This window comes from Micromonospora sp. NPDC005215 (assembly GCF_040607915.1).
In the GTDB taxonomy this organism is placed as follows: domain Bacteria; phylum Actinomycetota; class Actinomycetes; order Mycobacteriales; family Micromonosporaceae; genus Micromonospora.
Genome location: NZ_JBEXHQ010000029.1, coordinates 34676 through 61047 on the forward strand (window position 1 = coordinate 34676; position 26372 = coordinate 61047).

26 protein-coding genes are annotated in these 26372 nt (G+C 71.5%); 15 read left to right on the forward strand and 11 right to left on the reverse strand.

What is annotated here, in order from left to right; genetic code table 11:
- Positions 1–189: 189 nt before the first annotated feature.
- A complete protein-coding gene (locus ABZU25_RS21585; RefSeq protein ID WP_355031147.1) occupies positions 190–1446 on the forward strand; it encodes a phosphodiester glycosidase family protein in 1257 nt (418 codons plus the stop codon).
- A 135-nt stretch (positions 1447–1581) separates the two neighbouring features.
- Here ABZU25_RS21585 and ABZU25_RS21590 read toward each other — a convergent pair whose 3' ends face one another.
- Positions 1582–1860 (reverse strand): hypothetical protein, encoded by a 279-nt coding sequence (locus ABZU25_RS21590; RefSeq protein ID WP_355031148.1) that lies wholly within the window; start codon positions 1858–1860, stop codon positions 1582–1584.
- Between ABZU25_RS21590 and ABZU25_RS21595 the strand changes: the two genes are divergently transcribed.
- Positions 1853–2407: a cellulose binding domain-containing protein gene (locus ABZU25_RS21595; RefSeq protein WP_355031149.1), complete on the forward strand. Its 555-nt coding sequence runs from the start codon at positions 1853–1855 to the stop codon at positions 2405–2407. The genes ABZU25_RS21590 and ABZU25_RS21595 overlap by 8 nt on opposite strands.
- Positions 2408–2462: 55 nt before the next feature.
- On the opposite strand, the gene ABZU25_RS21600 is transcribed toward ABZU25_RS21595, so the two are convergent.
- The 3 genes from ABZU25_RS21600 to ABZU25_RS21610 form a co-directional block, all read right to left on the reverse strand.
- Positions 2463–3260 carry an SAM-dependent methyltransferase gene (locus ABZU25_RS21600; protein WP_355031150.1) on the reverse strand — a complete coding sequence of 266 codons (798 nt, stop codon included), beginning with the start codon at positions 3258–3260 and terminating at the stop codon, positions 2463–2465.
- A 172-nt stretch (positions 3261–3432) separates the two neighbouring features.
- Positions 3433–3615 (reverse strand): hypothetical protein, encoded by a 183-nt coding sequence (locus ABZU25_RS21605; protein WP_355031151.1) that lies wholly within the window; start codon positions 3613–3615, stop codon positions 3433–3435.
- Positions 3612–4373 carry a hypothetical protein gene (locus ABZU25_RS21610; protein WP_355031152.1) on the reverse strand — a complete coding sequence of 254 codons (762 nt, stop codon included), beginning with the start codon at positions 4371–4373 and terminating at the stop codon, positions 3612–3614. Before ABZU25_RS21610 ends, ABZU25_RS21605 begins: the two co-directional genes overlap by 4 nt.
- Before the next feature lie 23 nt (positions 4374–4396).
- Between ABZU25_RS21610 and ABZU25_RS21615 the strand changes: the two genes are divergently transcribed.
- The 8 genes from ABZU25_RS21615 (at position 4397) to ABZU25_RS21650 (ending at position 13692) form a co-directional block, all read left to right on the forward strand.
- On the forward strand, positions 4397–4504 hold the full coding sequence (locus ABZU25_RS21615) for a sigma factor-like helix-turn-helix DNA-binding protein (RefSeq protein ID WP_355031153.1): 108 nt from the start codon (positions 4397–4399) through the stop codon (positions 4502–4504).
- 188 nt (positions 4505–4692) lie between these two features.
- On the forward strand, positions 4693–6777 hold the full coding sequence (locus ABZU25_RS21620; protein ID WP_355031154.1) for a PQQ-dependent sugar dehydrogenase: 2085 nt from the start codon (positions 4693–4695) through the stop codon (positions 6775–6777).
- Positions 6778–7481: 704 nt separating this feature from the next.
- Positions 7482–8438 (forward strand): S8/S53 family peptidase, encoded by a 957-nt coding sequence (locus tag ABZU25_RS21625; protein WP_355031155.1) that lies wholly within the window; start codon positions 7482–7484, stop codon positions 8436–8438.
- Positions 8435–9001 carry a sigma-70 family RNA polymerase sigma factor gene (locus tag ABZU25_RS21630; RefSeq protein ID WP_355031156.1) on the forward strand — a complete coding sequence of 189 codons (567 nt, stop codon included), beginning with the start codon at positions 8435–8437 and terminating at the stop codon, positions 8999–9001. The genes ABZU25_RS21625 and ABZU25_RS21630 overlap by 4 nt, the downstream gene beginning before the upstream one ends.
- Entirely contained in the window at positions 8998–9486 is a 489-nt protein-coding gene (locus ABZU25_RS21635; RefSeq protein WP_355031157.1) for a hypothetical protein, read from the forward strand. Before ABZU25_RS21630 ends, ABZU25_RS21635 begins: the two co-directional genes overlap by 4 nt.
- A complete protein-coding gene (locus ABZU25_RS21640) occupies positions 9483–12044 on the forward strand; it encodes a CHAT domain-containing tetratricopeptide repeat protein (RefSeq protein ID WP_355031158.1) in 2562 nt (853 codons plus the stop codon). Before ABZU25_RS21635 ends, ABZU25_RS21640 begins: the two co-directional genes overlap by 4 nt.
- Positions 12045–12176: 132 nt before the next feature.
- A complete protein-coding gene (locus ABZU25_RS21645; protein WP_355031159.1) occupies positions 12177–12446 on the forward strand; it encodes a hypothetical protein in 270 nt (89 codons plus the stop codon).
- Complete coding sequence (locus ABZU25_RS21650) at positions 12436–13692, forward strand: hypothetical protein (protein ID WP_355031160.1); 1257 nt, start codon at positions 12436–12438, stop codon at positions 13690–13692. Before ABZU25_RS21645 ends, ABZU25_RS21650 begins: the two co-directional genes overlap by 11 nt.
- Before the next feature lie 226 nt (positions 13693–13918).
- Here ABZU25_RS21650 and ABZU25_RS21655 read toward each other — a convergent pair whose 3' ends face one another.
- The 3 genes from ABZU25_RS21655 to ABZU25_RS21665 all read right to left on the reverse strand — a co-directional run bounded on the left by ABZU25_RS21655 (position 13919) and on the right by ABZU25_RS21665 (position 19451).
- On the reverse strand, positions 13919–16714 hold the full coding sequence (locus ABZU25_RS21655) for a BTAD domain-containing putative transcriptional regulator (protein WP_355031161.1): 2796 nt from the start codon (positions 16712–16714) through the stop codon (positions 13919–13921).
- 73 nt (positions 16715–16787) lie between these two features.
- Positions 16788–18929: an RNA polymerase recycling motor ATPase HelR gene (gene helR / locus ABZU25_RS21660; protein ID WP_355031162.1), complete on the reverse strand. Its 2142-nt coding sequence runs from the start codon at positions 18927–18929 to the stop codon at positions 16788–16790.
- A gap of 141 nt (positions 18930–19070) precedes the next feature.
- Entirely contained in the window at positions 19071–19451 is a 381-nt protein-coding gene (locus ABZU25_RS21665) for a YccF domain-containing protein (RefSeq protein ID WP_355031163.1), read from the reverse strand.
- Positions 19452–19635: 184 nt separating this feature from the next.
- Between ABZU25_RS21665 and ABZU25_RS21670 the strand changes: the two genes are divergently transcribed.
- The 5 genes from ABZU25_RS21670 (at position 19636) to ABZU25_RS21690 (ending at position 22768) form a co-directional block, all read left to right on the forward strand.
- Positions 19636–19956: a type VII secretion target gene (locus ABZU25_RS21670; protein WP_355031164.1), complete on the forward strand. Its 321-nt coding sequence runs from the start codon at positions 19636–19638 to the stop codon at positions 19954–19956.
- Between the two features lie 10 nt (positions 19957–19966).
- Positions 19967–20668: a hypothetical protein gene (locus tag ABZU25_RS21675; protein ID WP_355031165.1), complete on the forward strand. Its 702-nt coding sequence runs from the start codon at positions 19967–19969 to the stop codon at positions 20666–20668.
- Positions 20669–20675: 7 nt separating this feature from the next.
- Positions 20676–21437, forward strand: coding sequence for an EndoU domain-containing protein (locus ABZU25_RS21680; RefSeq protein WP_355031166.1), 762 nt, complete (start codon positions 20676–20678; stop codon positions 21435–21437).
- On the forward strand, positions 21434–22036 hold the full coding sequence (locus ABZU25_RS21685; protein WP_355031167.1) for a hypothetical protein: 603 nt from the start codon (positions 21434–21436) through the stop codon (positions 22034–22036). The genes ABZU25_RS21680 and ABZU25_RS21685 overlap by 4 nt, the downstream gene beginning before the upstream one ends.
- A 132-nt stretch (positions 22037–22168) precedes the next feature.
- Positions 22169–22768, forward strand: coding sequence for a hypothetical protein (locus ABZU25_RS21690; RefSeq protein WP_355031168.1), 600 nt, complete (start codon positions 22169–22171; stop codon positions 22766–22768).
- Between the two features lie 8 nt (positions 22769–22776).
- Here ABZU25_RS21690 and ABZU25_RS21695 read toward each other — a convergent pair whose 3' ends face one another.
- From ABZU25_RS21695 to ABZU25_RS21710, 4 genes are all read right to left on the reverse strand, one after another.
- Entirely contained in the window at positions 22777–23517 is a 741-nt protein-coding gene (locus ABZU25_RS21695) for a cellulose binding domain-containing protein (protein ID WP_355031169.1), read from the reverse strand.
- A gap of 71 nt (positions 23518–23588) precedes the next feature.
- Positions 23589–23972: a DUF742 domain-containing protein gene (locus ABZU25_RS21700; protein WP_355031201.1), complete on the reverse strand. Its 384-nt coding sequence runs from the start codon at positions 23970–23972 to the stop codon at positions 23589–23591.
- Complete coding sequence (locus ABZU25_RS21705; RefSeq protein ID WP_355031170.1) at positions 23947–24396, reverse strand: roadblock/LC7 domain-containing protein; 450 nt, start codon at positions 24394–24396, stop codon at positions 23947–23949. Before ABZU25_RS21705 ends, ABZU25_RS21700 begins: the two co-directional genes overlap by 26 nt.
- Entirely contained in the window at positions 24393–26336 is a 1944-nt protein-coding gene (locus tag ABZU25_RS21710; protein WP_355031171.1) for a nitrate- and nitrite sensing domain-containing protein, read from the reverse strand. The genes ABZU25_RS21705 and ABZU25_RS21710 overlap by 4 nt, the downstream gene beginning before the upstream one ends.
- Positions 26337–26372: the final 36 nt, after the last annotated feature.

A 26372-nucleotide genomic window follows, 5' to 3' on the forward strand; every position in this document is an offset into this window, starting at 1 on the left:
GCACAAAAGTTTTTGGCGGCCCGGGCCCGCTCCCGCAGTTGATCAAGAAGGTGCGGATGGTTCACGTCGCCCGCCTCTCCTGTTCACCCCCGCCTGATCGGCTTGTCGAACGATCATCGCCGGGCTGGGCCACCAGCCGATTCGACCCTCCCGGCGCAGGCCAGCAATCGCATCACGAAAGGAGCGGCAATGAGGTCATCCAACCTCGTACGCCCGAGTCTGGCGCTGCTGCTCGCCGCGGGGCTGAGCACGCTCGGGGCGCCGGTCGGCGCAGCCCACGCCGCGACCGCCACGGTAGCCGAGGCGGGCACGCCGATCACTGTCACCTCGACCGAGCAACTCGCCCCGGGCGTCACGTACGGCTCGTTCCAGGTGACCACGCCCCGGGGCGTCACCGTCGGCTACCTGCTCACTGCCGACCTGAAGAAGAACAAGGTCTCCCTGGACCTGCTGCACCCCGACGCGGTCGCGCAGCGCAAGGTCATCTCCTCGATGGCCAACGACCAGGGTGCCATCGCCGGCGTGAACGGGGACTTCTTCAACAACAGTGAGACCCACGCCGGCGTCACGCCCACCTACTCGTCGTCCGGTCCCGAGATCGCCGACGGCGAGGAGTTGAAGTTCGCGGTGCCGACCGCGCAGCGCTTCGGCCCCGGCCTCGCCCCCGGCACCTCGACCCGGGACGTGTTCGGCGTGGGCGTCAACGGCAAGGCGCGCGTCGACACCCTGAGCCTGGACGGCGAGGTGCGCAGCGGCAAGAACACGATCGCCCTCAGCGGCCTCAACCAGTACGCGCTCCCAGTCGACGGCGTCGGCCTGTTCACCTCCGAGTGGGGTGCCGCCTCCCGGGTCCGGTCGACCTGTGGCACCGACACCAGCCGCAGCGACCCGTGCAGCACCCGCACCTACGAGGTGACCGTCCGCGATGGCGTGGTGACCGCGGTGAGTCGGACGCCTGGCGCTGGCGCGATCGCCGCCGACACGCAGGTGCTTGTCGGCCGGGAGGGCGGCGCGGACGAGCTCGACGACCTCGCCGTCGGTGACCGGGTGCAGGTGCGCGAGAAGCTCGACTCCGCCGGCAAGCCGAAGCTGACGTTCGCGGTCGGTGGCGCGCCGATCCTGCGCGACGGCGCGCCGCTGGCCGGCCTGGACACCAAGACCGCCGCGGTACGCAGCTCGGCCGGTGTCAGCCCGGACGGCCGGACCGTCTACCTCGTCGTCCTCGCCGGGCGTGCCCCGGCCAGCGCCGGCTCCACGATCGCCGAACTCGCCGACCTGATGCGCTCGCTGGGCGCGCACGACGCGGTGAACCTGGACGGCGGCGGTTCGAGCACGGTCGCCGTCCGGGAGCCGGGTCAGGCCGTGGCCACCGCCCGCAACAGCCCGTCCGACGGCGCTGAGCGTTTGGTCGCCAACGGGATCGGCATCTTCGTGGGTCGCCCCTGACCGGTCCTACTCGTCCGGATTCGCCCCGCCCGACCACCTTGCATCGATGTTTGTCGACTGCCATGCTGTGGTTCGGTCGTGCTCGGGAGCCAGCGCGCACCACACCTTCTCCGGTCCACGGGGCGCACGAGGTGGTCAGCTCACCCGTGCCGGGCAGTCCTCGTCGGTGACCGGAAACCCGAGCGCGGCACCGGCTACCCCCTCGGTCAGCGGTGCCCGGTAACCACCGGAGGTACCGATGCTTCGCATGTTGATCGCCGCAACGACCGTGGCGCTCGCCGTCTGGGGCGGGGCGAACGGCGCCACAGCGGCCACGCCCTCGGCCACGCCAACACCCTCGCCGACGTTCGCCTGCCCGCCCGCGTTGCCGATCACCGCCACCGTGGCCGGGGTCACCACCACGAGCGTGACCATCTCGTACTCGATCTTCTTCCGGCCGCCCTGCGGCTACGACCCGCCGATGACCATCAGCCTCTTCGCCAGCCGCGAGGACGCCCAGCAGTGGCGGGCGCCGGTGGCGTCGGCCGTCTCCGGGCCGGAGCGCACCGGCACTGTGACCATCGACCGGCTGACGCCCAACACGGAATACTGGTACCGGTTCAGTGACCCCGACGGCAAGCGGGATCCGTACGCCATCGGGTCGGCTCGGACCGCCCCGCTGGCCGCGTGCCGCGCCACGGCCACGATCGACGCCCACTGGGGTAACGGTTTCGTCGCCACGGTCACGGTCCGCAACACCGGGACCGAGCCGCTGGACCGGTGGCGCGTCTCGTGGCGGTGGTTCGGAGACGAGCGCATCCAGTCGGTCTGGGGTGGGGTGGCCGAGACCGTCGGCGTCGACGTCGCGGTCCGCAACGCCCCGTACAACGGAAAGCTGGCGCTGGACGGTGTGACGACGTTCGGTCTGCTCGTGACGAGCAGCGCGGTGCCCGACGGGTTGACGATGGCGTGCGCTCCGTGAGCGACGTCCGCCCCGCTTCCGCCGTCACGGCGAAAGCGGGGCGGCGTCCCGCGGATCAGGGTTTACGGGCCACCGCGCCGTAGGCGTCGATGCCGACGGCGTCGGCATCGACCGGTCGCCACAGGGGGATCGGCACGAGGCCAGGCTCCACCCTCGTCAGCCCGGAGAAGCAGGTGTCGAGGTCCTCCGGGCTGCGCAGGATGTACGGAACGCCGCCGCTCTGTGCCAGCCGCTCAGCACCGGACACCACGGCCGGGCTGGTGTCGGTGCCGTCCCAGAGCACGAGGTAACTGCCGGACGGCACCGCGTCCATCGTCCGCTCGACGATGGAACGCACCACGTCGAGGTCGGGCTCGTAGCCCATGACGCCCATGAACATCACGGCGATCGGCTGGTCGAAGTCGAGCGTCTTCGTCGCCTCGGCCAGGATCTTCTCCGGCTCGTGATAGTCGGCGGGGACGTACGTGGTGACACCCTCGGACGTCGTGCTGGCCAGCAGAGCCCGCGCGTGCGTCAGCACCATCGGGTCGTTGTCCACGTAGACGATTCGCGAGTCGGGCGCGATGCCCTGGGCGACCGCATGGGTGTTCTGCATGGTGGGCAGGCCGGTGCCGATGTCCAGGAACTGCCGGATGCCCGCCTCGGCGGTGAGGTGACGCACGGCCCGCGTCAGGAACAGGCGCGACTGTTGTGCCATGAGGACGATCTCCGGGTAGACCTCGGCGACGGCGTCGCCGGCCGCCCGGTCGGACGGGAAGTTGTCCTTGCCGCCCATCCAGTAGTTCCAGATTCGGGCGGCGTGCGGCACGTCGGGCTGAAGCTTCGCGGCGAGTTCGGCGTCGGTGCCGGCCATGCCAGGCTCCTATCGAGGGGTCGGCGGGAGATCACAGCTGTGCTGCGAGCGGGATCGTACTCCGTAGGTGTCCACTGCGGACGTTTCTGTGCAGGCCCAGGTCCTCGCCCTACTGGTCGAACTGCGTGCCATCGCGGGTGGCGCCGGAATGGCGCCGCGACCGTAGGGCCCGTCAGGGACGGGCCACCCCGTTCTGGTACGCCCACACGACGGTCTGCAACCGGTCCCGTGCGCCGAGCTTGGCCATGGCCCGCCCGACGTGCAACGACAGCAACGACCCGATGGTGTACGCCACGACGAACGGTGCGACGCCCCGGATGGTCGAGCCGGGTTCGGTGCCGGTGTGGTCCCTCATGCGGTGCGCATCCTTGCTCCGGATCGTCCCGGGTCAGGCGGATCAGTAGGAGATGCTAGGCGCGAGCAGCCGCCGAAGGTGGCCTCGGCCGCGATCAGCGTGACCTCGCTGAAGGACGCCGCGGTGTCGGCACACCGCGCCCAGTGTCGGGCGCTCCCGCGGAGGCTGCCGACCGTGATCGTGCGGTCGGCAGCCCGGGTGCAACCGGGGTGGTCGGGCAGTGTCGGCGGGACCGACGTGCCGGTGAGCGACGGGCTCACCCCGACGAACACCCCGGGCGTCGGACTGTCCACGTCGGCCCAGACGGCGAGGTCGGGCCCGACGAGCAGGCCGGGATTGTGGCCGCCGGGCAATCCGACCAGTGCGGGTTTCCAGCCGCCGTCGCGCAGCTGCCTGGCCCAGTCGTCGGGTACGGCGACCGAGACGGTGCCCGTCCCGTCGCGCACCCGGGTCCAGCCCGGCGGTGTGGCGGAGGCGGCGGACGAACCGGCCATGACCAGCGTCGCGGCCACCGCGCCAACGGTGGTGAGGGCCCGGCGGGTGCGTCGCAGCGGCGGCCGGACCGGACCCGTTGGTGCGGCCAGCAGACCCTCCAGCGCGGCGGCGTACGCGGCCGCGGTTGGCCAGCGGCGGCCCGGATCACGGTGCAGGGCCCGCCGGACGACGCGTTCGACAGCGGCGGGCACGCCCGTCGCCTCCGTCGTCTGCCCCGGCGGCAGTCCGGTCATCATGTGCTGGGTCAGGGCGCCGATCGGCACTCGTACTGCGGGACCTGTGCCAGTTGGACTACCAGGAGATCGCCGAGCAACTGGGCATTGCGGTCGGCACGCTGAAGTCCCGGATCCACCACGCCCGCCGGCACGTCCGAGAGTCGTTGCGGGGCAACTGACTCGCCCGCGCTGACCCGGCTCGGCCGGACATCGCATCGATCTGGGGTTTTGTCGCCGATCGAGTGACATCGTTTGACATGCACCGGCAACCCATCTTTGATTATCGATGTTCATAGTTCGACTTGGTCGGGCGTCGGGTCGTCCGGCGCCGGATCGGTCCGGTCGACGCCCCGATCCTGGAGGACCGATGTCAGCCTTCGCGCGGCCCAACCCACGTCACGCACGGCGACGACGGCTGCTGCCGGCGGCGATGGCAGCGGTGACGCTGCTGAGCGTCGCGGTCGGCGTGCCGGCATCGGCCGCGGCGGCCTCGACGGTGGTCGGCGCGGCGTCGGGCCGCTGCCTGGACGTCGTCGGCAACGTCCGCACGGCCGGCGCTGGCATCGACATCTACGACTGCAACGGTCAGGCCAACCAGGCCTGGACCTTCACCTCTGCCGGTGAGCTGCGGGTCTACGACGAGACGATGTGCCTGGACGTGGTCGGCCAGGACACCACAGCGCCGGCCACGTTGCAGATCAACTCCTGCACCGGTGGCGCCAACCAGCGCTGGCGGATCAACACCAACGGGACCATCGTCGGCGTCCAGTCCGGCCTGTGCCTGGACGTCAACGGCGCCGGCACCGCCAACAGCACCCCGGTTGGTCTCTGGACCTGCAACGGGCAGGGCAACCAGCGGTGGACGACGGCTCTGGGCAGCACCGACACCCAGCCGCCCACGGCTCCGGGCAGCCCGCGGGTCAGCGGCCTGACGTGCAACTCCGTGACCTTCGCGTGGAACGCCTCGACGGACAACGTCGCGGTGGCCTTCTACGACATCTACCACGACGGGCAGTTGATGACGTCGGTGAGCGGCTCGACGCTGTCCACCAGCCTCACGGTGGTCGCCGGAGCGACCTGGGGCCTGTACGTCAACGCCCGCGACTCCGCCGGCAACGTGTCCCAGGCGAGCACCACCGTGTCGATCACGCCCCCGCCGTGTCAGTCCGACACCCAGGCACCGACCGCGCCGCAACAGCTCACCGGCACCGCGTCGGGCACCACTGTGACCCTGCGCTGGACCGCGTCCACCGACAACGTCGGCGTCCGGGCGTACGACATCTTCCGGGGTGGCGTGCAGGTCGGCACGGTCACCGGCGCGCCGCCGGTGACCACCTTCACCGACAGCGGGCTGGCGGCGAACACCGCGTACCAGTACTACGCGGTGGCCCGGGACGCCCAGGGCAACGTCTCGTCGCGCAGCGCCACCACGACGGTGACCACCGGCGCGGGCTGCGGCAACCCGGTGTGCGGGGTGCGCCAGGTGGCCACCGACACCGACATCCCGTGGGGGCTGGCGACGTTGCCGGACGGCACCGTCCTCTACAACCGCCGCGACGCGCACGACATCATCCAGCTCAACCCCACCACCGGGGCCAAGACCAATCTGGGCACGGTGCCGAACGTGCAGAGCACCGAGGGGGAGGGCGGCCTGCTCGGGCTCGCCGTCTCGGCCAGCTTCACAAGCGACAGGTGGCTGTACATCATGCACACCTCACCCAGCGACAACCGGATCGTCCGGATCAGGTTCGAGAACGGCCGACTCAACACCGCCAGCGAGCAGGTGCTTGTCAGCGGCATCCGGCGGAACAAGTACCACGACGGTGGCCGCCTGCGGTTCGGCCCGGACGGCAAGCTGTACGCCAGCACGGGCGACGCCCAGAACGGCAACTACGCACAGGACCGGTCGAGCCTCGAAGGCAAGATCCTGCGTCTCAACCCGGACGGCACTGTCCCCTCGGACAACCCGTTCGGCAACTACGTGTGGAGCTACGGCCACCGCAACCCGCAGGGGTTGGCGTTCGACTCCCAGGGCCGCCTGTGGGAGCAGGAATTCGGTAACTCGATCATGGATGAGACCAATCTGATCACGAAGGGCGGCAACTACGGCTGGCCGGCGTGCGAGGGCACCAGCGGCACCTGCGGCACCGCCGGGTTCATCGCGCCCGCGCGCACCTACCCGACCGCGGAGGGGTCCTGCTCCGGGATCACGATCGTGCGGGACGCGCTCTACGTGGCCTGTACGCGGGGTGCTCGGATGTACCGCGCGGTGATCAGCGGCAGCAGCCTGACGAACGTGCAGACGTACTTCAGTGGCACGTACGGTCGCTTGCGGACGGTGGAGCCGGCTCCCGACGGTGGGCTGTGGTTGACCACCACCACCGTCGGCGACAAGGACAGCACCCCGAACAACAGCAACGAGAAGATCCTGCACGTCACCCTCGGCAACTAGACGAGTAAGTCCTAACGGCCCCGAGGCTGGGGGCATAGACGAAGGGTGTCCTTCTGGCCGCACTTTACGTGAAGGGTTGTCGACTCGACACCTGTGGAATTGCGGCCGGTTCTGACCGCTGTCCTCGAACATGACCCGGACCTCGTCACCGACCCAACTCGACCTTGAGTTAGACGGCGGACGAACTATCGAAGGGGTAGCCGCCCGGGTCGCCCAGCGACTCCCTCGCGATGACCGCCGCGATCTGGCACAACCGGACCACCGGCCACCATGACCAGATCAGGACGGGGCTGCGGCGCAGCGAAGGCGCTCGTCATTCGCTGTGGCTGGCCCACCAAGTGATGTGCTGCTGAGCGGTATACCTCAGAGGTATGAATATGACTCAGAGGTATATCGCTGACTACCGCATCCGTCCCCGTGGAGGTGACCGACAGTCACCGCCCGCCGCCGGCTGCGTCCACAGCCTGAGCCAGGCCCAGGTATTCCTGGGCAGCACAGTTAGGACGTACTCGTCTAGCTCGACGGCGGTCGCTGGCGCCTCCGGTCCGTCCGGAGGCGCCAGGTCGTCGGTCGTTGCCCCGACAGAACGGTGGGCGGCGTCGGCCGGACGTGGTCGACTGGACGGCGGTATCTGTGCCGCTTGCCCGACTCCCTGTCTGTCGAGCACCGGCCGCACCGACCCCTGCCGGATCGTGGAGGTAGACGTGTCGCATCCGTACGGCAACGGTCGCGGTCCGTCGTCCGGCTCCAGCGCCCCCGACACCGGCTTCCGGGCCGCTACGATCGAAGACGGCGCGCGTGAGCGCGACCTCTATCCGCCCTATCTGGCCAGCGGCCGGAAGCTGGGGCACGGCACGGCCGCCTGGCTCCCCGCGCCGCCCGAGGAGATGCCGGTGCCCGGCCCGCGGCGGCCGGACAGCGCCTTCACCAGCCCTCGGCCGGTCGTGGCGTTGCTCGACACCGGCGTGCAGGACCACGACGTGTTGCTGCTCGACAGCGGCGAACCGTACTGGACCGAGGCCCCGGGCTGGGTGCCCCCGCTGCCCATCCCCAGCGCGGAGCCCGGCGTGTACGGCAGCCACTGGGGCCACGCCACCTTCCTCGCCGGCCTGATCCGGTTGGCCGCGCCCGACGCCCGCCTCCTGTCGTTGCGGGTGATGGACGACTCGGGAAGAGCCAGCGACACCAACGTCGCGGCCGCGCTGACGTGGTTGGCGGACCAGAGCGACGGCGGCATGAGATTGGACGTGGTGCTGGCTGCCTTCGGTCGCACCGCCGAGACGAGCGACGAGGACCTGGCACCCGTACGCGCGGCACTGGCACGGCTGGCCCGACTGGGCGTCACGGTGGTGGCGTCCGCCGGCAACAGCGGCAGTGAGCAGCCCGTGTATCCGGCGGCCTTCGCCGCCGACGCCGAGTTGAGCGTCATCAGTGTCGGTGCACGCGTCTCGCCGACCGAGCGGGCAAGGTTCAGCAATCACGGCGTCTGGGTGCGGGGGTGGGGTGCGGGGACCAACGTCGTCAGCATCATGCCGCTGCGTACGACGGTCGCCGACGGCGGAGGGTTCGCGTACTGGAGCGGCACCTCGTTCCCCGCGGCCAGCCATGCCGGCGTCCTCGCGCAGGCGGTGGCCGACCGGTCCGCGCGGGCCGCGACATGAGCACACCGGCGAACCGGGGAGCGCTGCTGGCCGAGTGCCTGCACCGCGCGCAGGGTGGTGAGACCGACGCCCTCGACACCGTGGTGCGTGAGGTGAACCCGCTGCTGTGGCATGTCGCCCGCGGTCAGGGCCTGACCGCCGAGGAGGCCGCCGACGTGGTGCAGACCACCTGGCTGGAACTGCTCCGGCGGCTACAGGAGATTCGTTCTCCGCAGGCGTTGACCGCGTGGCTGGTCACCACCACCCGCCGGGAGGCGTGGCGGGTTCGGGAGCTTTCCCGCCGGCCACCACCCGAGGCCGACGCCGCGCTCCCACCGGCCAGCGAACTCGACGATCGTCTGCTCACCGACGAACGCGACAAGGCACTCTGGCGCCAGGTTCGGCGTCTTCCGGACCGGTGCCAGCGGCTGCTGCGTGTCCTGGCCCAGGTGGACCGCCCGGACTACGCGGTCGTCGCGGACGCGATGGGCATGCCGCGGGGCAGCGTCGGCCCCACCCGGGGCCGGTGCCTGGCCAAGTTGCGCGAGCTGTTGACGACCGACCCGGTCTGGAGCGCACGGTGAACCCCGACCTGGCCGGCCAGCCGCTGGATGACGATGATCATGCGATGCTCGACCAACTCGCAGTGCTCTACGGGCACCTCGACCCACCCCCGACGGACCTCGACGACCGGGTGCGCTTCGCGATCGGCCTCCGCCACCTGGCAATCGAGGTGGCCGGGTTGGCCACCCAGCAGCAACCTGTCGGGGCGGCCCGCTCCGGCGAACGCACCCGCACCACCACCTTCGCCACACCGAGCCGGACCATCATGATCAGCATGGTGGACCGCCCGGACGGATCGGTCCGGATCGACGGCTGGCTGGCCCCCGCAGCCGCCCTCCGCGTCGAGCTGCGCTTCCCCGAGCCCGCGCCGTCACAGCTGGTGACCGCTGACGAGACCGGTCGGTTCGTCTTCGACCCGGTGCCGCACGGCCTCGTCCAATTGCTGTGTCATCCGGAGGAGGGCGTCGACGGACCGTTGCTTGTCACCCCGTCCTTCGCCCTGTGACCCGTCAGCGGCTCGCCCCCGGCGACGCCGATGTCGCGACCCGCCTGCACGCGGCAGCCCTGGCCTCCAGCGACGGCGGTCGACCCGCCCGAGCGGTACGCGAGTTGCGCGCCGGACTGCGGCTGGTCACCGGTCAACCGGCGCTCACCGAGCTGAGGTCCCGCATCCTGTTGAGCCTTGCCTGGGCGGAGTCCGAGCGAGGTCGGGTGGATCGGGGATTCCAGCTCCTCGACGAGGCCGAGACCGACGCCCCGCAGGAGATCCGGCCGATCCTTCTCGCGCAGCGCGCCCTCCTGCTCAAGAGGGCCGGGCACAACACGGTGGCGCTTGAACACTATGACTCGGCAATCGCGCTGATGACCGAGGGGACCTATCCGCAGGACCTGGTCCGGGCGCTGAACAATCGCAGCCTCGTGCACCAGGAGGCGGGCAGGCTGCGGCTCGCGCGGGCCGACCTGACGCGGGCACTGCACATCGCCGACCGGCAGGGGCTCGAGCTGCAGGCGGCCGTCATCGGCACCAACCTCGGCTGTCTGGACGTCACCGCCGGAGACCTGCCCGCCGCGCTGCACGCGTTCGCCACCGCACGGGCGACCTACCAGACGCTCGCCCCCGGACGGCTGGCGAACCTCGCGGTGGAGCGAGCCCGCGCGCTCCTCGCCGCCGGCCTGTTCAGCCAGGCCGACCGTGAGCTTGCTGAGGCCATCAGCCAGGCCCATGGGCAACAGCTGGATCACACGTATGCCGACGCCCTCCAGGTCCGCGCGGAGGTGGCGCTGCTGGCCGGGGATCCGCAGCTGTCCATCCGGTGGGCTCGGCAGGCGCGTGCCGCGTTCCTGCTGCGGCGCAACGCCCGCCGGGCGGCGCTCGCCGAGCTCATCGTGCTGCGCGCTGGTCTGGATCCGACGGATCCCCGGTCCGAGGGAAGGCCCACGACGACCGGTCGGGCGCTCGCGCTGGCCGCCCGTCTCACCCGCCTCGGGCTGTCCGAGGATGCGCGGATCGCTGCCATCGTCGCGGTCCGGAGCATGATCGCATCCGGCGCGACCGCCCGCGCCACGCGAACGCTGCGGGAGATCGGTCGGCCCCGACCCATCGACCGGCTCGACACCCGCCTGCTCTGGTGGTTGGCCCGCGCCGAGTTGGCCTCCGCGAGCGGAAAGCCTGCCCAGACGCGCAGCGCCCTGCTCGCCGGGATGGCGGCCCTGCACCGGCACCGGACCCAGTTCGGCAGCCTCGACCTGCAGACCGGTGCCGCCGCGCGGGGCCAGGAACTGGCCAGAGCCGGCCTGGCGGCCGCCGTCGCCAGGGGCCCCGCCGCCGCCGTCTACCGGTGGTGCGAGCGCGCTCGCGCCCAGGCACTGCTGCTCGCGCCGGTACGGCCGCCGACCGACGCACCCGCGGCGGCACTCCTGGATGAGCTACGTCAGATCCGGCACGCCTTCCGCGACGCCGAGCTTGCCGGGCGGCCGGCCGACGACCTCCGCCGCCGGATCGACGAGCTGCAACGGGCCATCCGCGAGAGGTCCTGGTCGACTCCCGGGCGCACCGCGACCCCGACGCCGTACGTCGCACCACTGGGCCGTGTCGCGGCGGAACTGGGCGGTGCGGCGCTGGTGGTCTACCTGGTGACCGAGGGCGTCCTGCGGGCCCTGGTGCTGACCGGTCGATCCGCCCAGCTCGTCCCGCTGGCCGGGTACGAGGAGGCGGCCGAGGCTGTCCTGCGGCTGCGCGCCGACCTGGACGCGCAGGTCACCACAGTGCTGCCCGGCCAGCTGGCTCGCGCCGTGCGGGCCGCGACCCGTCGGGACGCCGAACGGCTCGCGGACATCCTGCTGACCCCACTCCTGCCCCGGATCGGCGACCGCGATCTGGTGGTGGTGCCGACCGGCCCGCTGATGACCACACCCTGGGCGGTTCTGCCCGGTTGCGGGGGTCGGCCCGTGACGGTCGCCCCGTCGGCGACGGCGTGGCTGGCCGCCCGCCAGCGGCTGCGGTCGTCAACGAAGGCCGACGTCGGCGTCGCGGCGCGGTCGATCGTCCTGGCCGCGGGACCGGGCACCAATCGTGGCGCTGCCGAGGTCCAGGCAATCGGCCGGGTCTATCCGACCGCCACCATCCTCACCGGGGCCGACGCCACGCCGGCAGCCACCCTCGGTGCTCTCGATGGGAGCGACCTGGCCCATCTCGCCGCGCACGGCAGCCATCAGGCCGAGAACGCGCTCTTCTCGACTCTTGAGCTGTCCGGCGGTCCGCTGCTGGGGTACGACGTGCTGCGGCTCCGTGTCGCACCATCGATGGTGGTGCTGTCCTCCTGCGACCTGGGGCTCGCCGACGTCCGACCCGGCGACGAGACCTTCGGGATGTCCACCGCGCTGCTCGCCGCCGGGACCGCCACAGTGGTCGCCAGCGTCGGCCGGGTCAGTGACGAGGTGGCGATGACGGTGATGGTCGGCTTCCACGAGGCGGTCGCCGCAGGCCGGGCACCGGCCGCGGCGCTTGCCGGCGCGGTGCCACCCGGCTCGGCGGCGGCCTTCATCTGCTTCGGCACCGGTTGACCGACCGGTACGACAGCGGAGCCGGGCACTGATTCGATATTTTGTGCCCGCCGATGTATCCAGCGGCTGCCGTGCGGCCCTTGTTGTGCAGACACCCGGTTATGGGGCCGGGTCGGGCACGAAGGGCTGGACATGGCGCGATCCCGCAGGGCAACCCCCTCCGAGAAGGAGCTGGGGATCATCCGGAACCTGGCGACGAACGGCGGCTTCAACTTCGAGCAACTCGGCAAGGCGGTTGGCGAAGTGCTGCCGCAGGTGCTCGACGGCACCGACCTGGTCGCCTCCGACTACATCGCACAGGGCTACACGAGCGTTGTCTCGGTCTGGGTGATGGGCAACGAGCTGACCGCCCTGGACGACGTGACGGGGCTGCGTTCCCTGGGCGGCGAACTTGACGGTTGACAGTCTGCCGGCTGCCGCTCCCACCGCGCCGCGGTGGGAGCGGGCCGACATCGAGGAACGGCTGCTCAGGACGCTGCGAGTAGCCCGCCGAACAGTGCGCACCCTGCTGCCCGACACCGGGGACACGGCCCTGCTGCCGGAGAAGGTGATCAGCGAGACGGCCCTGCTGCTGGTCGCCGCCGCCGATGCCGCGCAGCGCTGTAGCCGGCCGACCGCCACCCAACTGATCGACGAGATCGCGGCCGAGTTGGTGCCGCACGCGCGCAGCGAGGCGCTGCGTACGCGGATCCGCCTCTGGCCGACGCACGCGGGTGAACTCGGGGTCGCCCATGTGTGCCTCACTCGCCTCGGCATCTCCGACCCGAGCTTCGACGCGGTCTTCACCACGGCGATGGACAGCACTGTGGCGCAGATGTCGGAGCGGCTGCCGTGGAAGGAACTCGAGCTCGCGTGGCTCGGCACCATCGGTGGCCCACCTCGACCGCCGACGGTGGGCGCCGCCCGACGGACCCGGGTGGGAACCGGGCTGGACGCCATGCTGGCCACCAGGATGGAGGTGTATGGCTTCACCCACGCGCTGATCTACCTGACCGGCTTCGGCGTGCTCCACCCGGAGCTGCCGCGACCGCGATCGGCGATCCTCGCCGACGCGACAGCGGCCCTGGCCCGCAGCCTCGACGACGATGACTTCGACGTCGCCGCCGAGGCGCTGCTGACCTGGCCATACCTGAGATCCCCGTGGTCGGCCGCTGGCGCCTTCGGGTTCCGAGTGCTGACCGAGGTGGAGGACCAGGTCGGATACCTGCCCGGTCTGGGGCTGGTGAGCGGCCGGTTCGCCGGCTTGGCGTCGGACGATCGAACCCGCCGCGTCGTCGGCGCGGCCTACCACACCACGTACGTGCAGGGCCTGCTCATGGCGGCGACCATGCTGCCGGGCGCGGACGGCCCGCCCGGGTCGTGGCCGGCCGGGCAGGCGCGGTGGCGCGGCGGTATCGGCACCGAACTCCTCGGGTTGCTGCCCGAGCGCACGCCCACCCCGCACTGGCAGACCACACTGGACCGGATGCCGGTGTGGGCTCGCGACGGTGTGGCTGATCTGCTGGCCGTCATCGCGTTGCGCCGCGCCCTGTACGCCCACGACCTCGGCCTGATCCAGCGCATCCTGCGGGCGTGTCACTCCCACGGTCTGGTCGACTGCGTGGCGTTCCGACAGGGGACTGACCTGCTGGCCCGCCTCCGGCCCTGAGCTGACGCCGCAGGAGCAGGGGGTGCGGCTCGGTGAACGGCGTTTCCGCAGGGCCACCCCCGTGCTGGCCCTGCGGAGAAGGCTCGTGCCTACCCCACCCGAGGGCGAGTGTCACCCGGCACGCCCTCGGGTCCGTACGGCCGGTCACCGCACACCGGCCCCACCCGAGAGATTGACGCGGAGGTCTGACCAAACCCTTACCAGGCCGAGATGACCTCGCGAGGGCTCAGGCCGGGTCGGTCTGCGCGTGGTGAGCGGTGCGCGTGAGGGCGGCGGCGGGGTACTCGACGTCGGCGCTGCCGATCTCGGTCATCAGCTCGAACGACTCCTGCCAGCAGTCGACCGCTTCCTCGGTGGCGCCGAGACCGTCGAGACCCACGCCGAGCCAGTAGAGCCCCCGCGCGGTGCTGAGACGATCCCCGAGTTGGCGCAGCGCCACCGCTGCCCTGGCGTGCCGAACCGTGGCCTCGTACCGCGCGAGGTTCGCGTTCTGGTGCGCGAGGTGCACCTCCAGCGGTGGAATCTGCTGCCGAATGTCGTTGTCGACCGCGATGCCCAGCGCCTCTTCGAGCAGGGCCAGCGACTCCTGCGCCCTGCCCTGCTCGGTGTAGAGCCACCCGAGATTGCTCAGGCAGACGCACAGGATGAACACGTCGTCCAACTGCCGGGCACCAGCCATGGCCGCGCGCAGGTGCTTCTCCGACTCGTTCCAGTCGCCCTTCTGTCCATACGCGTTGCCGATGCTCATCCGGCTGACGATCTCGTCGCGGGGAGAAAGCTGCTCCCGGTTGAGCTGCGCGGCAACCTTCATCCATCGAATCGCCTGGTCGTAATCCCGTCCCAACGCGTAGGCGACACCGAGCCCGTTCGCCATGAGCCGTTCACCGTCCGGCCGGTTGTCGAGACGAGCCGCGACCATTCCCAGCTCGTGGGTCTCGCGCAGCGTGGTCAGCGCGTGGGTCCGGACGAGGAAGCTGTACTGGCAGTCGGCGAGCTGCCAGGTCTCCCGCGCCAGCCCGAGGCCGTCGCAGATTCTGACAAGCGCCAGCAGGTTGCCGGCCTCCACCTGGAACCACGCGGTGGCGGCGTCCAGCGAGTCGAAGCTGGGTGCCTCCGCGAGGGGATGCAGGATGCGCATGGGCACCGATGCGCGCAGACGGTGCAGGACGGCCTGGGCGGCCACCCCGTGCTGGACGTACGCGTCGGCGAGGCGGGTCACCGCCACCTGGCGATCCTGTTCGGAGTCTTCCAGCTCGGCCCGCTCCCTGCCGTACAGCCGGAGCAGGTCGTGCATCTGGTAGCGGCCGGTGCCGTCGTCGTCGAGGAGGTGCCGGTGCACCAGGTCGGCGAGGCATTCCTGGAGCTGACTCTCCGGCCGGCCCGCGAGCACCGCCACCTCCGCGGCCGACAGCGCCGTGTTCGGCACGAGCCCCAACAGCCGGAACACGCGCGCCGAGGTGGCCGGTAGCGCCCGGTAGGAAACCGCGAAGGCACCTCGTACTGCCGTGTCGCCCTCGACGGCGAGCCCGGACAGCCGCTCCCTGGCGTTCGCGAGTTCCAGCAGCAGATCCTGGACGGTCAGCCGGTCGTCCACGACGATCCGCGCGGCGGCGACACGCAGCGCCAGTGGCAGGTTTCCGCAGAGTGCCGCCAGCCGGAGGATCTGGTCCTGGCCCCCCGCCGCGCGGTCCGCGCCGATCATCGTGGCGACCAGTTGGTACGCCTCGTCGTCGGACAGCAGGCCCAACCGGAGGCTCTGCGCCCCGTCCTGGGCCACCAGGCCGTCGAGGCGGTTGCGGCTGGTGACGACCGTCAGGCAGTGCGCCGACGCCGGAAGTAGTGGCCGCACCTGCTCGGAGGAGACGGCGTTGTCGAGCAGGACCAACACCTTCCGGTTCGCGAGCGTCGACCGATAGAGCGCCGACGCCTCGTCGACGTCGAGGGGGATCCGCTCCGGTGGCACGCTCAGCGCCCGCAACAGCTGGCCCAACGCGTCGATCGGACGGGTAGGAGTGTCCGGTCCGTGGCCACGGAGGTTGACGAACACCTGGCCGTCGGGATAGTGCGAGGCCACCCGGTGCGCCCAGTGCACGGCCAACGCCGTCTTGCCCAGCCCGCCGATCCCGCCGATCGTGCAGACCGCTGTGACGCCGGAGGACCCGCCGGCGCCACTGATGACGTTGTCGAGTGTCACCAGGTCCCCATCGCGGCCGACGAAGCCCGGGACGTCGCGCGGAAGGTGTCTCGGCGCGGCCGAGGCGCTCTCCGGGCCGATCGGCGTCGGCAACCCGAGATCCGGATCGTCGGCGAGAATCCGTTGGTGCAGGCGCTGGAGATCCTGGCCGGGCTCGACACCGAACTCCTCGACCAGCGCGCGTCGCGCGTCGCGGTAGACCTCCAGCGCTTCGGTACGCCGGCCCGCCCGGCTCAACGCCACCATGAACAGCTCGATCCCGTGCTCCCTGCTCGGGAACTCCCGCACCAGATCGGCCAGCAGACCCACCACCCGGACGTGCTCACCCGCGGCCAGCTCGGCCTCCACCCGCCGCTCGAAGGCGGCGAGCCGCCGCTCCTCAAGACCGTGCCCGAGGCGCTGGCGCAGCTTCTCGTCCGCGACGCCGGCCAGCAGCGGTCCACGCCACAGCTCGAGGGCCGCCGCCAGGGCCTGCGCACGGGCCGCGGGCTCGGCGATCGCGCGCGTCCGGTCCACCTCTGCCGTGAACCGGTGCAGGTCGATCGTCGTGAGGTCCACGTCGATCAGGTAACCCGCGCCGCGCGTGACGATGCGAACCCCGTACGGGGCGAGCCGTCGGCGCAGCCGGGCCACGTAGGTGTGCAGGGTGGGGCGACGATCCGCCGGGTCGACGTCACTCCACAGCAGTTCGATCAGACGCTCGGTCAGCACCACCCGGCCGGGCTCCAGCAGCAACAGCCCCAGCAGACAGCGCTCCTGTCGTCGACCCAGCTCAACCGGGCTGCCCCGGTGGCTGGCCGCGACGTCCCCGAGCAACTGGAACTCCACAGGGCGCAGCGTACTGGTTGCCGACCGCCGTCCCCGGCGACGCCGAAGCCGGCGGCCCGATCGCCGAGCACCCTCAGGAACCCGTCAGGATGACGAGTCGCTGGGTCGCCCGGGTCATCGCGACGTAGCGGTCCACCGCGCCCTCGACGCCCGTGCCGAACGCGTCCGGGTCGATCAGGACGACCAGGTCGAATTCGAGACCCTTGGCCTGCTCCGGGCTCAACGATCGGACGCGCGACGTCGGCGGGAACGCCGGATCGCCGATCACGCAGGCGGTCCCGTCGGTGTGCTCGGTGAGCCAGGCGTCGAGGATCGTGCCCAGCTCGGCGACCGAGTCGTGCACGACGGGGAGCCCGTTGCCGCGGATGGAGGTCGGCACGTTGGCGTCCGGGAGCACGGCCCGGATGACCGGCTCGGCCTCCGCCATGACCTCCTGCGGGGTGCGGTAGTTGATGCTCAGCGAGGCCAGGCTGATCCGGTCGAGCCCGATCCGCTCAAGGCGTTCCCGCCACGACTCGGTGAACCCGTGTCGGGCCTGGGCGCGGTCACCGACGATGGTGAAGCTGCGCGACGGGCACCGGGCCAGCAACATCTGCCACTCGGCGTCGGTCAGCTCCTGGGCCTCGTCCACGACGATGTGCGCGAACGGGCCGGCCAGCAGGTCCGGCTCGGCGGCGGGCAGCGCGGACTCGTCGAGCAGGGCGTCGCGCAGGTCGGGCTGGCGCAGCATCGTCAGCAGGCCCTCGCCGTCGTCGTAGGTGTCGGCCGCGAGCAGCTCCTCGACGACCCGGGCCCGGTGCTCGCGTTCCATGGCGGCGGCGGGGTCGTGCCGGCGGTGCCGCCCCGACGCGTCGCCGAGGCGCCGCCGGGCCGCGTCCAGGAGCGGCAGGTCGGACACGGTCCAGGCCCGGGGTTCGTCGCGCCGCAGCGTCCGAACCTCCTCCGGGCTGAGCCAGGGCGCGCAGGTGCGCAGGTACGCGGGCACCGACCACAGGTCTCCCACCAGGTCGGCCGCGTCGAGCAACGGCCAGGCGCGGTTGAAGGTGGTGCGCAGCTCCCGGTTCCGCGACAGCGACCTGCGCAGCACGTCGTCCGGCTCGTCGCCGTCGTACCTGTCGACGAGGATCGTGAGCAACTCCGCCCAGATCTCGTCGCGCGCCTCGTTGTGCGGGGTGCCCGGCCCCGGCGCCTGGAACGCGTCGGCCCAGTCGTCGGCGCTCAGCCAGATGTCGGCCTCGTCGGTCGTGACCGTCATCGGTTTGACCGGCGGATCCTCGTAGAACCGGACCGCGGCGTCGATCGCCCCGACCAGGTCCGCCGAGGACTTCAGCCGGGCCACGTCCGGGTCGGGTTCGACGACCGCCGTGCCGCCCTCCTCGACGAGGTTCCGCAGGGTGCAGGTCTGCACGTCCTCCTCGCCGAGGCTGGGTAGGACGTCGGCGACGTAGGCCAGGTAGGGCTGGTGTGGCCCGACGAAGAGCACGCCGCCTCGGCGTTGGCCCAGGCGAGGGTCCGAGTAGAGCAGGTAGGCGGTGCGGTGCAGCGCGACGACGGTCTTCCCGGTGCCCGGACCGCCGTCCACGACGAGCGCGCCGGCCGATCCCGCCCGGATGATGGCGTCCTGGTCGGCCTGGATGGTGCTGAGCACGTCCCGCATCTGGGCGGATCGGGCGCTGCCCAGGCTGGCGATGAACGCGGACTGGTCGTCGAGCGCGACGGCGTGCCCCACGAACCCGTCCGCTGTGAACACCTCGTCCCAGTAGTCGCTGATCCGGCCGCGTGTCCACCGGTACCGGCGACGGCTGGCCAGCCCCATCGGGTTGGCGTGGGTGGCGCCGAAGAACGGCTCGGCGGCGGGAGAGCGCCAGTCGAGCAGCAGCCGCCGACCCGTGCTGTCGGTGAGTCCGCGCCGCCCGACGTACACGGGCTCGGGGTCGTCCGCGCCGACCACGTGGCCGAGACACAGGTCCAGGCCGAAGCGACTGAGCGTGCGCAGGCGGCCGGTCAGCCGGCGGATCTCCTCGTCCCGGTCCATTGCCTGCCGGCCCTTGCCGCCGGGCGCCCTGCGCTCGGCGGCGAGGCGCTCGGACAGCTCGGCGTTCAGCCGATCGAGGCTGTCCGCCATCGTCGCGAAATGCTGCTCGTCCCGGGCGATCAGCGTCGGGGCGGCCTTGGGCGAGAGGTGCGCGGGGAGATCGAACACGGAGGTGGGCAAGGAATTCAAATGATGACTTCCATTTCGGCAGATTCTGGCCTCGGCCGACGATTTTGCGGCACGACCCGGGTCTTGCCGCAAGCCCCCCAGTGCGCTATATGTTAGAAGTGGCGGGGGACCGGGAGTCCTCATTTTCCAAGCTCAGGGCAGGTCCACGACCTCGCGGCCGAGGGGCCAGAACGCCGCTGGCACGAGCTTGAAGTTGGCGATGCCGAACGGAATCCCGATGATCGTCACGCAGAGGGCGATGCCCGCGACGATGTGGGACAGCGCGAGCCACCAGCCCGCCAGCACCAGCCAGAGGATGTTCGCCAACCCGGACGCGACGCCCGCGCCGGGCTTCGGCACCAGGGTGCGGCCGAAGGGCCACAGCGAGTAGACGGCGAGGCGGAGCGACGCCACACCGAACGGGATCGTGACGACAAGCAGGAAGCAGACGAGCGCGGCGACGCCGTACCCGACTGCCAGCACGATGCCACCGCCGAAGATGAGCCACAGCACATTCAGTACGAAACGAATCACCACTTCAGCATGAGCGATGCTCGCCACCCGACCGCGCGGGCGTGGACCGCGCCCTTGCGACGCCGGCTGGACGGACCTGACGTGGGGTCACCTCGAAGGTGAGCGCTTGTTAGACTCCGCCATTGATGATCATGAACGATGTGGCGCGGCGAGCTGACGGCCACCGAGGCTGGCGGTGATTCTGGTGAACGACGGGTTCGCTGTCGACGCGGACGAGATCCGCGCCCACGCGCGCAACATCGAGGCGCTGGCGGGGCGCTTCGCGGCGGTGAAGGCGGCAAGCGCGCACATTACCCAGGACGACTCGGCGTACGGGTTGCTCTGCGGCTGGATCTCCGGAGTCCTGGCGGGCAAGCACGCTCGGCAGGACGAGTTGTTCGCGGAGGTCGAGGAGAATCTGACGCTGGCCGCCTCGGGGCTGCGCCAGACCGCCGACGGCTATGACGCGGTCGACGGCGACAACGCCACGCTGATGAGCGGCGTGGAAAGCCAGTTGACCCGGTGAGGGCGACGCGATGACCGACATGTCACTGGTCGCCGACGTCACCTCCACCCGGGAGGCCTGGACGGGCGCCTCCCTGGCCGACAGCGTCGAGGGTCTGGTCGACGCCATCAGGAGCGAGGGCTGGGTCGACGATCTGCTCGCGGGCGCCGCGTTCGGGCTCGACGCGGCGGTGACGGTGCTGGATCCGTTCAGCGCGCTGCTCGCCAACGGTCTGGGCTGGGCGATGGAATACTTCGAGCCGCTGCGGGAGATGCTCGACAACCTCACCGGTATGCCCGACGTGGTTGCCGCACACGCCGCCACCTGGAACAACATGGCCGCCGAGCTGCACAGCATGGCCAACGACCTGCGGGCGCACCTCGACGGCGACCTGCCCGAGTGGTATGGCCAGGCCGCGCTGGCCTACCACGGCCTGATGGACCACAACGTCGAGGCGCTCGGCGGGCTCGGCGCGGTCTCCGCCGCGATGGCGGCGGCCACCGAGGGCGCCGGCAACCTGGTGGCCTTCACCCGCGACATCGTGCGCGACCTCATCGCCGACCTCGTGGCCCGCGTGATCGTCTGGGCGGTCGAGGCCATCTTCGTCGTCACGATCCCGATCATCGCCGCGCAGATCATCGCCGCCGTCGTCAAGTGGGCCGGGCGCATCCTCATGTACGTCGGCGCGTTGATCACCAGCCTGACCAACCTCACCCGCATCCTGAACGGATAAGGCGTCCATGGCGAAGCCCGGAAAACCCGGCGGCAGCGGCGGCACGGGTGGCGGTGGCGGCGCCGGCAAGCCCCCGAAGAGCTACGGCGGTATCAACGCCGGCAAGGGCATCTCCAGTGCTCAGCAGGCCACCGGCCAGGCAGCGCAGCAGGGCCATCCACCGGGGGTCGGCCAGGGACCAGGCAACACCAAGCCGGCGAAGCCGACCCCACCTCCCGCGCCGACCAAGCCGCCGACGGCCGACGGCATCCAGCACAGCGACGCGTCGAGGAAGCACATCATCGAGGGCGACGGTGGTCGACAGGGCGGCCACCTCGCGGGCACCGGCTTCTCCAACAAGACGGAGTTCCCGAAGAACTGGGACGAGGCGAAGATCCTCGACGCCGCGCACCAGGTGACGCAGCAGGGGCCGCCGAACAAGGGGCCGTACCCGACAAAGGACGCGGACGGCAACCCGGCGTGGGCCTACGACTACGTCGGCGTCGTCGATGGTGTGCAGGTCAAGACGACGGTGCTCGCCGACGGCGAGATCCGCACCGCCTTCCCGCCGGACCGGACCAACCCGGGCGTCATCAGCAACCCGCCGGCGCCAAACCCCGCTCCGCAGGGAATCCCGATGGGCAACCCTCCCCGTTACAGTAATCCCGACGTCGGTGGCGACGGCAGTTGGACCTGGGAGGGCCCGAAGGGCAACAAGATCATTAGGGTGGTCCAGGACGACCAGGGCAATGTCACGCGGACCGAGCTCGGCGACTACAAGAAGAAATGAACACGATGGATGCGAAGACGTACGCGACGGTCGCCGACGTGTGCCGGCGGCTCGTGGGCCGGCTCCCCGGCGATGTCCTCGGCACCGTCCGGGAGAACTACGCCGCGGGTGAGTTCGACCTGGCCGACGCCACCCTCCTGCTGAGTCTGGCGTTCTACGGCGTCGGGATCACCAGCGAGGAACGGGCCCTGCTGCGCACCTTCATCGGTGAACCCGACGGCCCCGACCTGGCCGACGTGCCGGCCATCGCGCAGGTGCCGCCGCTGTCGTACCGGTTCAGCGTCGACGGCCCCACGGACGCGCCCGACCCGGCTCCGGCCGACAACCTCCTGTCCGTCGACGCCCCACGCCGCCACGGCCGCAGCCTGCACCGCGCCTGGCGGACGCCACTGGACGGCGCACCGGACGCGGCGGCGTGGACGTACGTGCTGCAGGTGGCCGAGGGCACTGATGAGCTTTCGACGTACTCGGGCGTGATGTCGAACCTCTGGGTCGCGCTGCGGCAGAAGTGGCCGGTGGAGGTCATTGCCGCGGACTCGCCGCGGACGCCGTACCAGGAGGCCGCGCTGGCCGCCGCTCGACCGATCTGGCGCGCCTGAGGGCGCAGCCCCGACCGACCACCGTCCCGGTGCCGAGGGTCTGCTCGGTGGAAAACCTGAGGCGGAACCCAGGGCCGGGCGAGGGATCTTCCCGGAGGCCGGCGGGGCGCCGACGAGCAGATGATGACCAGCATGAAACGCGCTGCGCTCTACGTGATCGCCGGACCGGTCGGTATCACCGCCTACGGCCTGGTCCGCCTGTGGGCGAGATCCGACGGTGTGTACGGGCCAGGGATCGACTGGCAGGCCGCGCACCTGGTCGCGCTCGCCGGCATGGTGTGTTTCGTCCCGGGTGTGCTCGCGCTGTCCCGCCTCCTGCCGCGCAGCCCCTGGCGCACCGGGGTGGTGACCCTCACGATGGTCGGGCTCGCCGCGACGATGGTGCAGTTCGGCGCCGACATCGTGGAGGGTCTCCTGGCCGCGGACCGGGCCGAGATGTCGGCGCTCGGCGCGGACTTCAAGGACATCCCCGGCGTCGAGGTGGCCTTCTACGACGTCGTACCCCAGTTCTTCTTCCTCGGCCTGGTCGTCCTCGCGGGCATGCTCGCCGCGAAACGGCGGCTGCCGTGGTGGAGCGCGCCGCTCCTGGTCGTCGGCATCGTCCTGCCGGTTGTCACCCTCGACCTGCTACCCGTCGCCGGCCTGGCCATGCTGCTGGCGCTCGCGCCGGCGCTGCCGGCCCTGCGGCGGCGGCGGCGAGAGCGACCCGAGCTGCCCATCGCCGTCCACTGAGGACTCCATCAGTCCGACAGCCCGGTGCAGCCGGCTCCGTCGATGGTGCACGCCTCGGGGGCGGCGCCGGCGGGCGCGCCGTTGACCCGGAACGTCACCCGGACCGACGCGCTGCCGGGCAGCTGGCCCGCGCTGTCGTCCGGCGCGAACGTCCACACCGCGCCGTCGTGGGTGACCCGTGCGCCCTCGACCGCGCTGACCCGCAGTGACTCCCGGGGAAACGTGAGCACCAACGTCCACTGTGGTGTCGACACCGGCCCGGGGTTGGTGATCGTCACGGCCGCGCCATAACTGAGCAGGGCGTTGTCCTCGATGGCGAAGTCGGCGATCAGGGCGGCCGGCGTGGGTGTGACTGTCGAACCCGTCGGCGCGGGCCTGGTCGTGGCCCCGACCGTCGGTGGGACCGCGGTGGCCGAGGCGGCTGGCGGGGGAGCGGCCACCGCCGGGCTGGTGGCCGCCGGTCGCGCCTGCGCCCGGGGGGTGCCGGCCGGCGGTGTGCCCACCTGATCGACCGACAGCGGCGGGTCGAGAGTCACCGGTGCCAGCTTCTCCGGCGTACGCAGCACCCCGGCGACGAGGACGGCTGTCGCGACCAGCACCCCGAGCACCGCGATGACGGCCACCCAGGTGACCCGCGAGGTGTCGTCCCGACCGGTGAGCACCCGCCGGGCAGCCGTGGCGAGGGCCACGATCCGGTCCAGCAGGATGATCGCCACGGTACGGCGTGGCTGGGGTGGTATTGCCGGCACTGCCTGTCTCCCCTTCAGTTCGTCGCCGGATGCCGCCCGCGATCCGTCCCGGTCGCGGATGGCACCTGCTGTCACAGGGCGCGGAGCCCGACGAGTATCGCCTCAAGCAGATTCTCGGTCGGCAGTTCCGACAGCATCGGCGGGTCGTGCGTTTCGATCAGCCCGGCCGCGAGCAGGTCGCCGAGCAGCACCCGGACCGTCCCCAGCGGGAGGTCCAGTTCGGCGCCGACCTCGGCGACCGACACTGGATCGTGGCACAGCTCGACGATCCGCGCCTGTTCAGGGAAGAGCGGTGTGGGAGGCGTGGCCGCCCGCCGGGCGACGACCAGTGAGATCAGGTCGAATTGGCCACGGGCGGGAGAGGTACGCCCGCCGGTCATCGTGTAAGGCCGGGCGACCGGACCCGCGTCGTCGTCGTACCACGCCTCGTCAGGGGCGCCGCTGGTGTGCACCAGTGTCCCCGATCGTCGCGGAGGAGGCCGGTCCCAGTGTGATCGGCAGGTGCCGCTCGGCCTGTCCCACGAAGAGCGCCACCTCGTACGCCATGTCGCCGACCTTGACGTCGTCACCGGCGATCCGCACGGTGAGGATGGTCCCGTTCGGGATGGTGGCGACGAACAGGAAGGCTCGCGCCATCTGCACCACGACCTGACGCAGACCGCCCGCGTCGCAGGTGCGGGTGGCGGCCAGCCCCAACGCGATCAGGCCGGCGACGACGCTGGAGATCTGCTCGGCCAGCTCCGCCTCCACCTGCCGGGAGCCGCCGAGGGGCAACCCGTCCGGGGAGAGCACGACGGCGAACTCCGCGCCGTGCACTCGGTCGACCAGGCGGTCCAGGGCACCGGTCAGGCCGTCGTCGGTGACCACTGCGGAGGTCATGGGTGTCTCCTCGCTGCTCTGGCGGCCGGCATCTCGACGGTGTCGAGGCCGGCCCTGCCGTGTTCGGGGCCGGTTGGCCCGGCCTGACGGACCCGGGTCGGCAGCGCGCCGTCGCCGCTCGGATCGGGCCGGCCGGTGCCGTGGTGCGCCGGCGGGTACGGGGTGGTGGGGGGCGCGGTGGATGGTCCCCGGCCGGTGTCGGTCACCGAGACCAGGTGGGCCGGCAGGAGAACGACCGCCGCCGTCCCACCGCGCCGGCTGGGACGCAGCGAGACGTGGGCGCCACAACGGTCGGCCAGCACGGCGACGGTGTACAGACCGGTGGGACCCGTGGGTGGATCGGCCGGCGGGCTGCCGAGCAGGTGGTTCGCGTCGGCCAGCGCGGCGTCGGTCAGGCCGGGCCCGTCGTCGACGACCAGGACGGCGCACCCCTGTGGTCGGTGCTCGCCGCTGACCCGGACGGTGGTGTCCGCCGGCGCGAAGGCGAGGGCGTTCTCGACCAGCTCCGCCAGCAGGTGGACGACGTCGGTGACGGCCGGGCCCGCGAGCGACCACGGCCAGTGCGGCGCGATCAGGACCCGGTGGTAGTCCGGCACCTCGGCGACGGCACCGCGTGCGACGTCGAGCAGCGGCACCGCGCGCCGCCAGCGGCGGGCGGGCCGCGCGCCGGCGAGGACGATCAGCTTCTCCACGTTGCGCCGGACCCGGGTGGTCAGGTGGTCGAGCTGGAACAGCTCGCCGCTCTCCTCGGCGGAGCGCTCCCGGCGCTGCATCCCGTCCAGCAGGTTGAGCTGGTCGCGCAGCAGGACCTGGTTGCGGCGGGTGATCCGCAGGAACAGCTCCCGGTCGGGGCCGTCGGGCGTTGCCACGACATCCGGGGGCGGGAGCGGGGGCGGAACCGGGGGCGGGACCGGGGCGTCGACGACCGGCCGCGTCAACTCGTCGGTCAGCCGTCGGACGGTGCTCGCCCAGCTCAGCAGGAGCACGAGCACGACGATGAGGCCCAGCCCCACCACGGCGCCGGTCCGGGCGACGATCACGGCGGCACCCGGCGTGGCCCGCTCGACGCTACTGCGGGCGGTGCTCGTCACCAGTGTCTGTAGCGCGTTGAGCGCGGCGTCCGCGGCGGCCCGCCAGCTCGCCGTGGTGGTCCCGGCCAGGGCGTTGGCGGCATCCGCCCGCACCAGCCTGTCCTCCAGGGCGATCAGTTCGGCGAACTCGGGGCCGTTCGCGATCCGCTGGTGCGCGACCGGGCCGTCGGCGGGCAGCCCGGCCGCCGCCTCGGTCCGCGCGAAACGCTGGTTGTCGACGAGTTCGGTCAGCCGGCGTCGGTCGTCCACCCCGAGCCGTTGGGCGGTCAGGGCCGCGCTGACCAGGGTGTCCTCCCGCGCGAGCAACTCCCGGGCGCGGGCCAGCGCGATCACCGCACGGCTGTCGGCGGCCAACGTGCTCTCGTACACGCCCCACTCCGGGCCGTACACCCGGAAGGCGACGTCGACGATCTGGTCGTAGCCGTCGACCGCCTCGGTCTGGTCGAGTTTTCCGGCGTCCAGCTGGGACCGGATCGTGCTCAGTCCGTCGAGCCGGCGGACCAGCTCGTCGGCCCGGTCGCGCACCTCGCCGGCGCTGAGCAACCGAACGTCGCGGCCCGCGGTGAACCTGCGGAGCTCGGCGGCGGCCCGGTCGGTGACCTCGCGCGCCCCGCCCAGCGGGGTCGCTGTCGCTCCGGCGATCGTCTCGGCGCTGGCCCGGCGTTCGGCCTGCAGGCTCAGGATCAGCCGGTCGATGGGCTGGCCCAGGGTGTCCGCCAGGGCCCGCACGCGCAGCAGGTCGATGGCGTCCTGGCTGGTCAGGTAGGCCGTGTACGACCAGAGCGTGACCAGGACGGCGGCCAGCACGACGAGCCTGGTCCGGATCAGCCGGACCTCGTTGGGCGTCACGTCGCGCTCCGCTCGGTGCGGCGGCGTCCCCGGCGT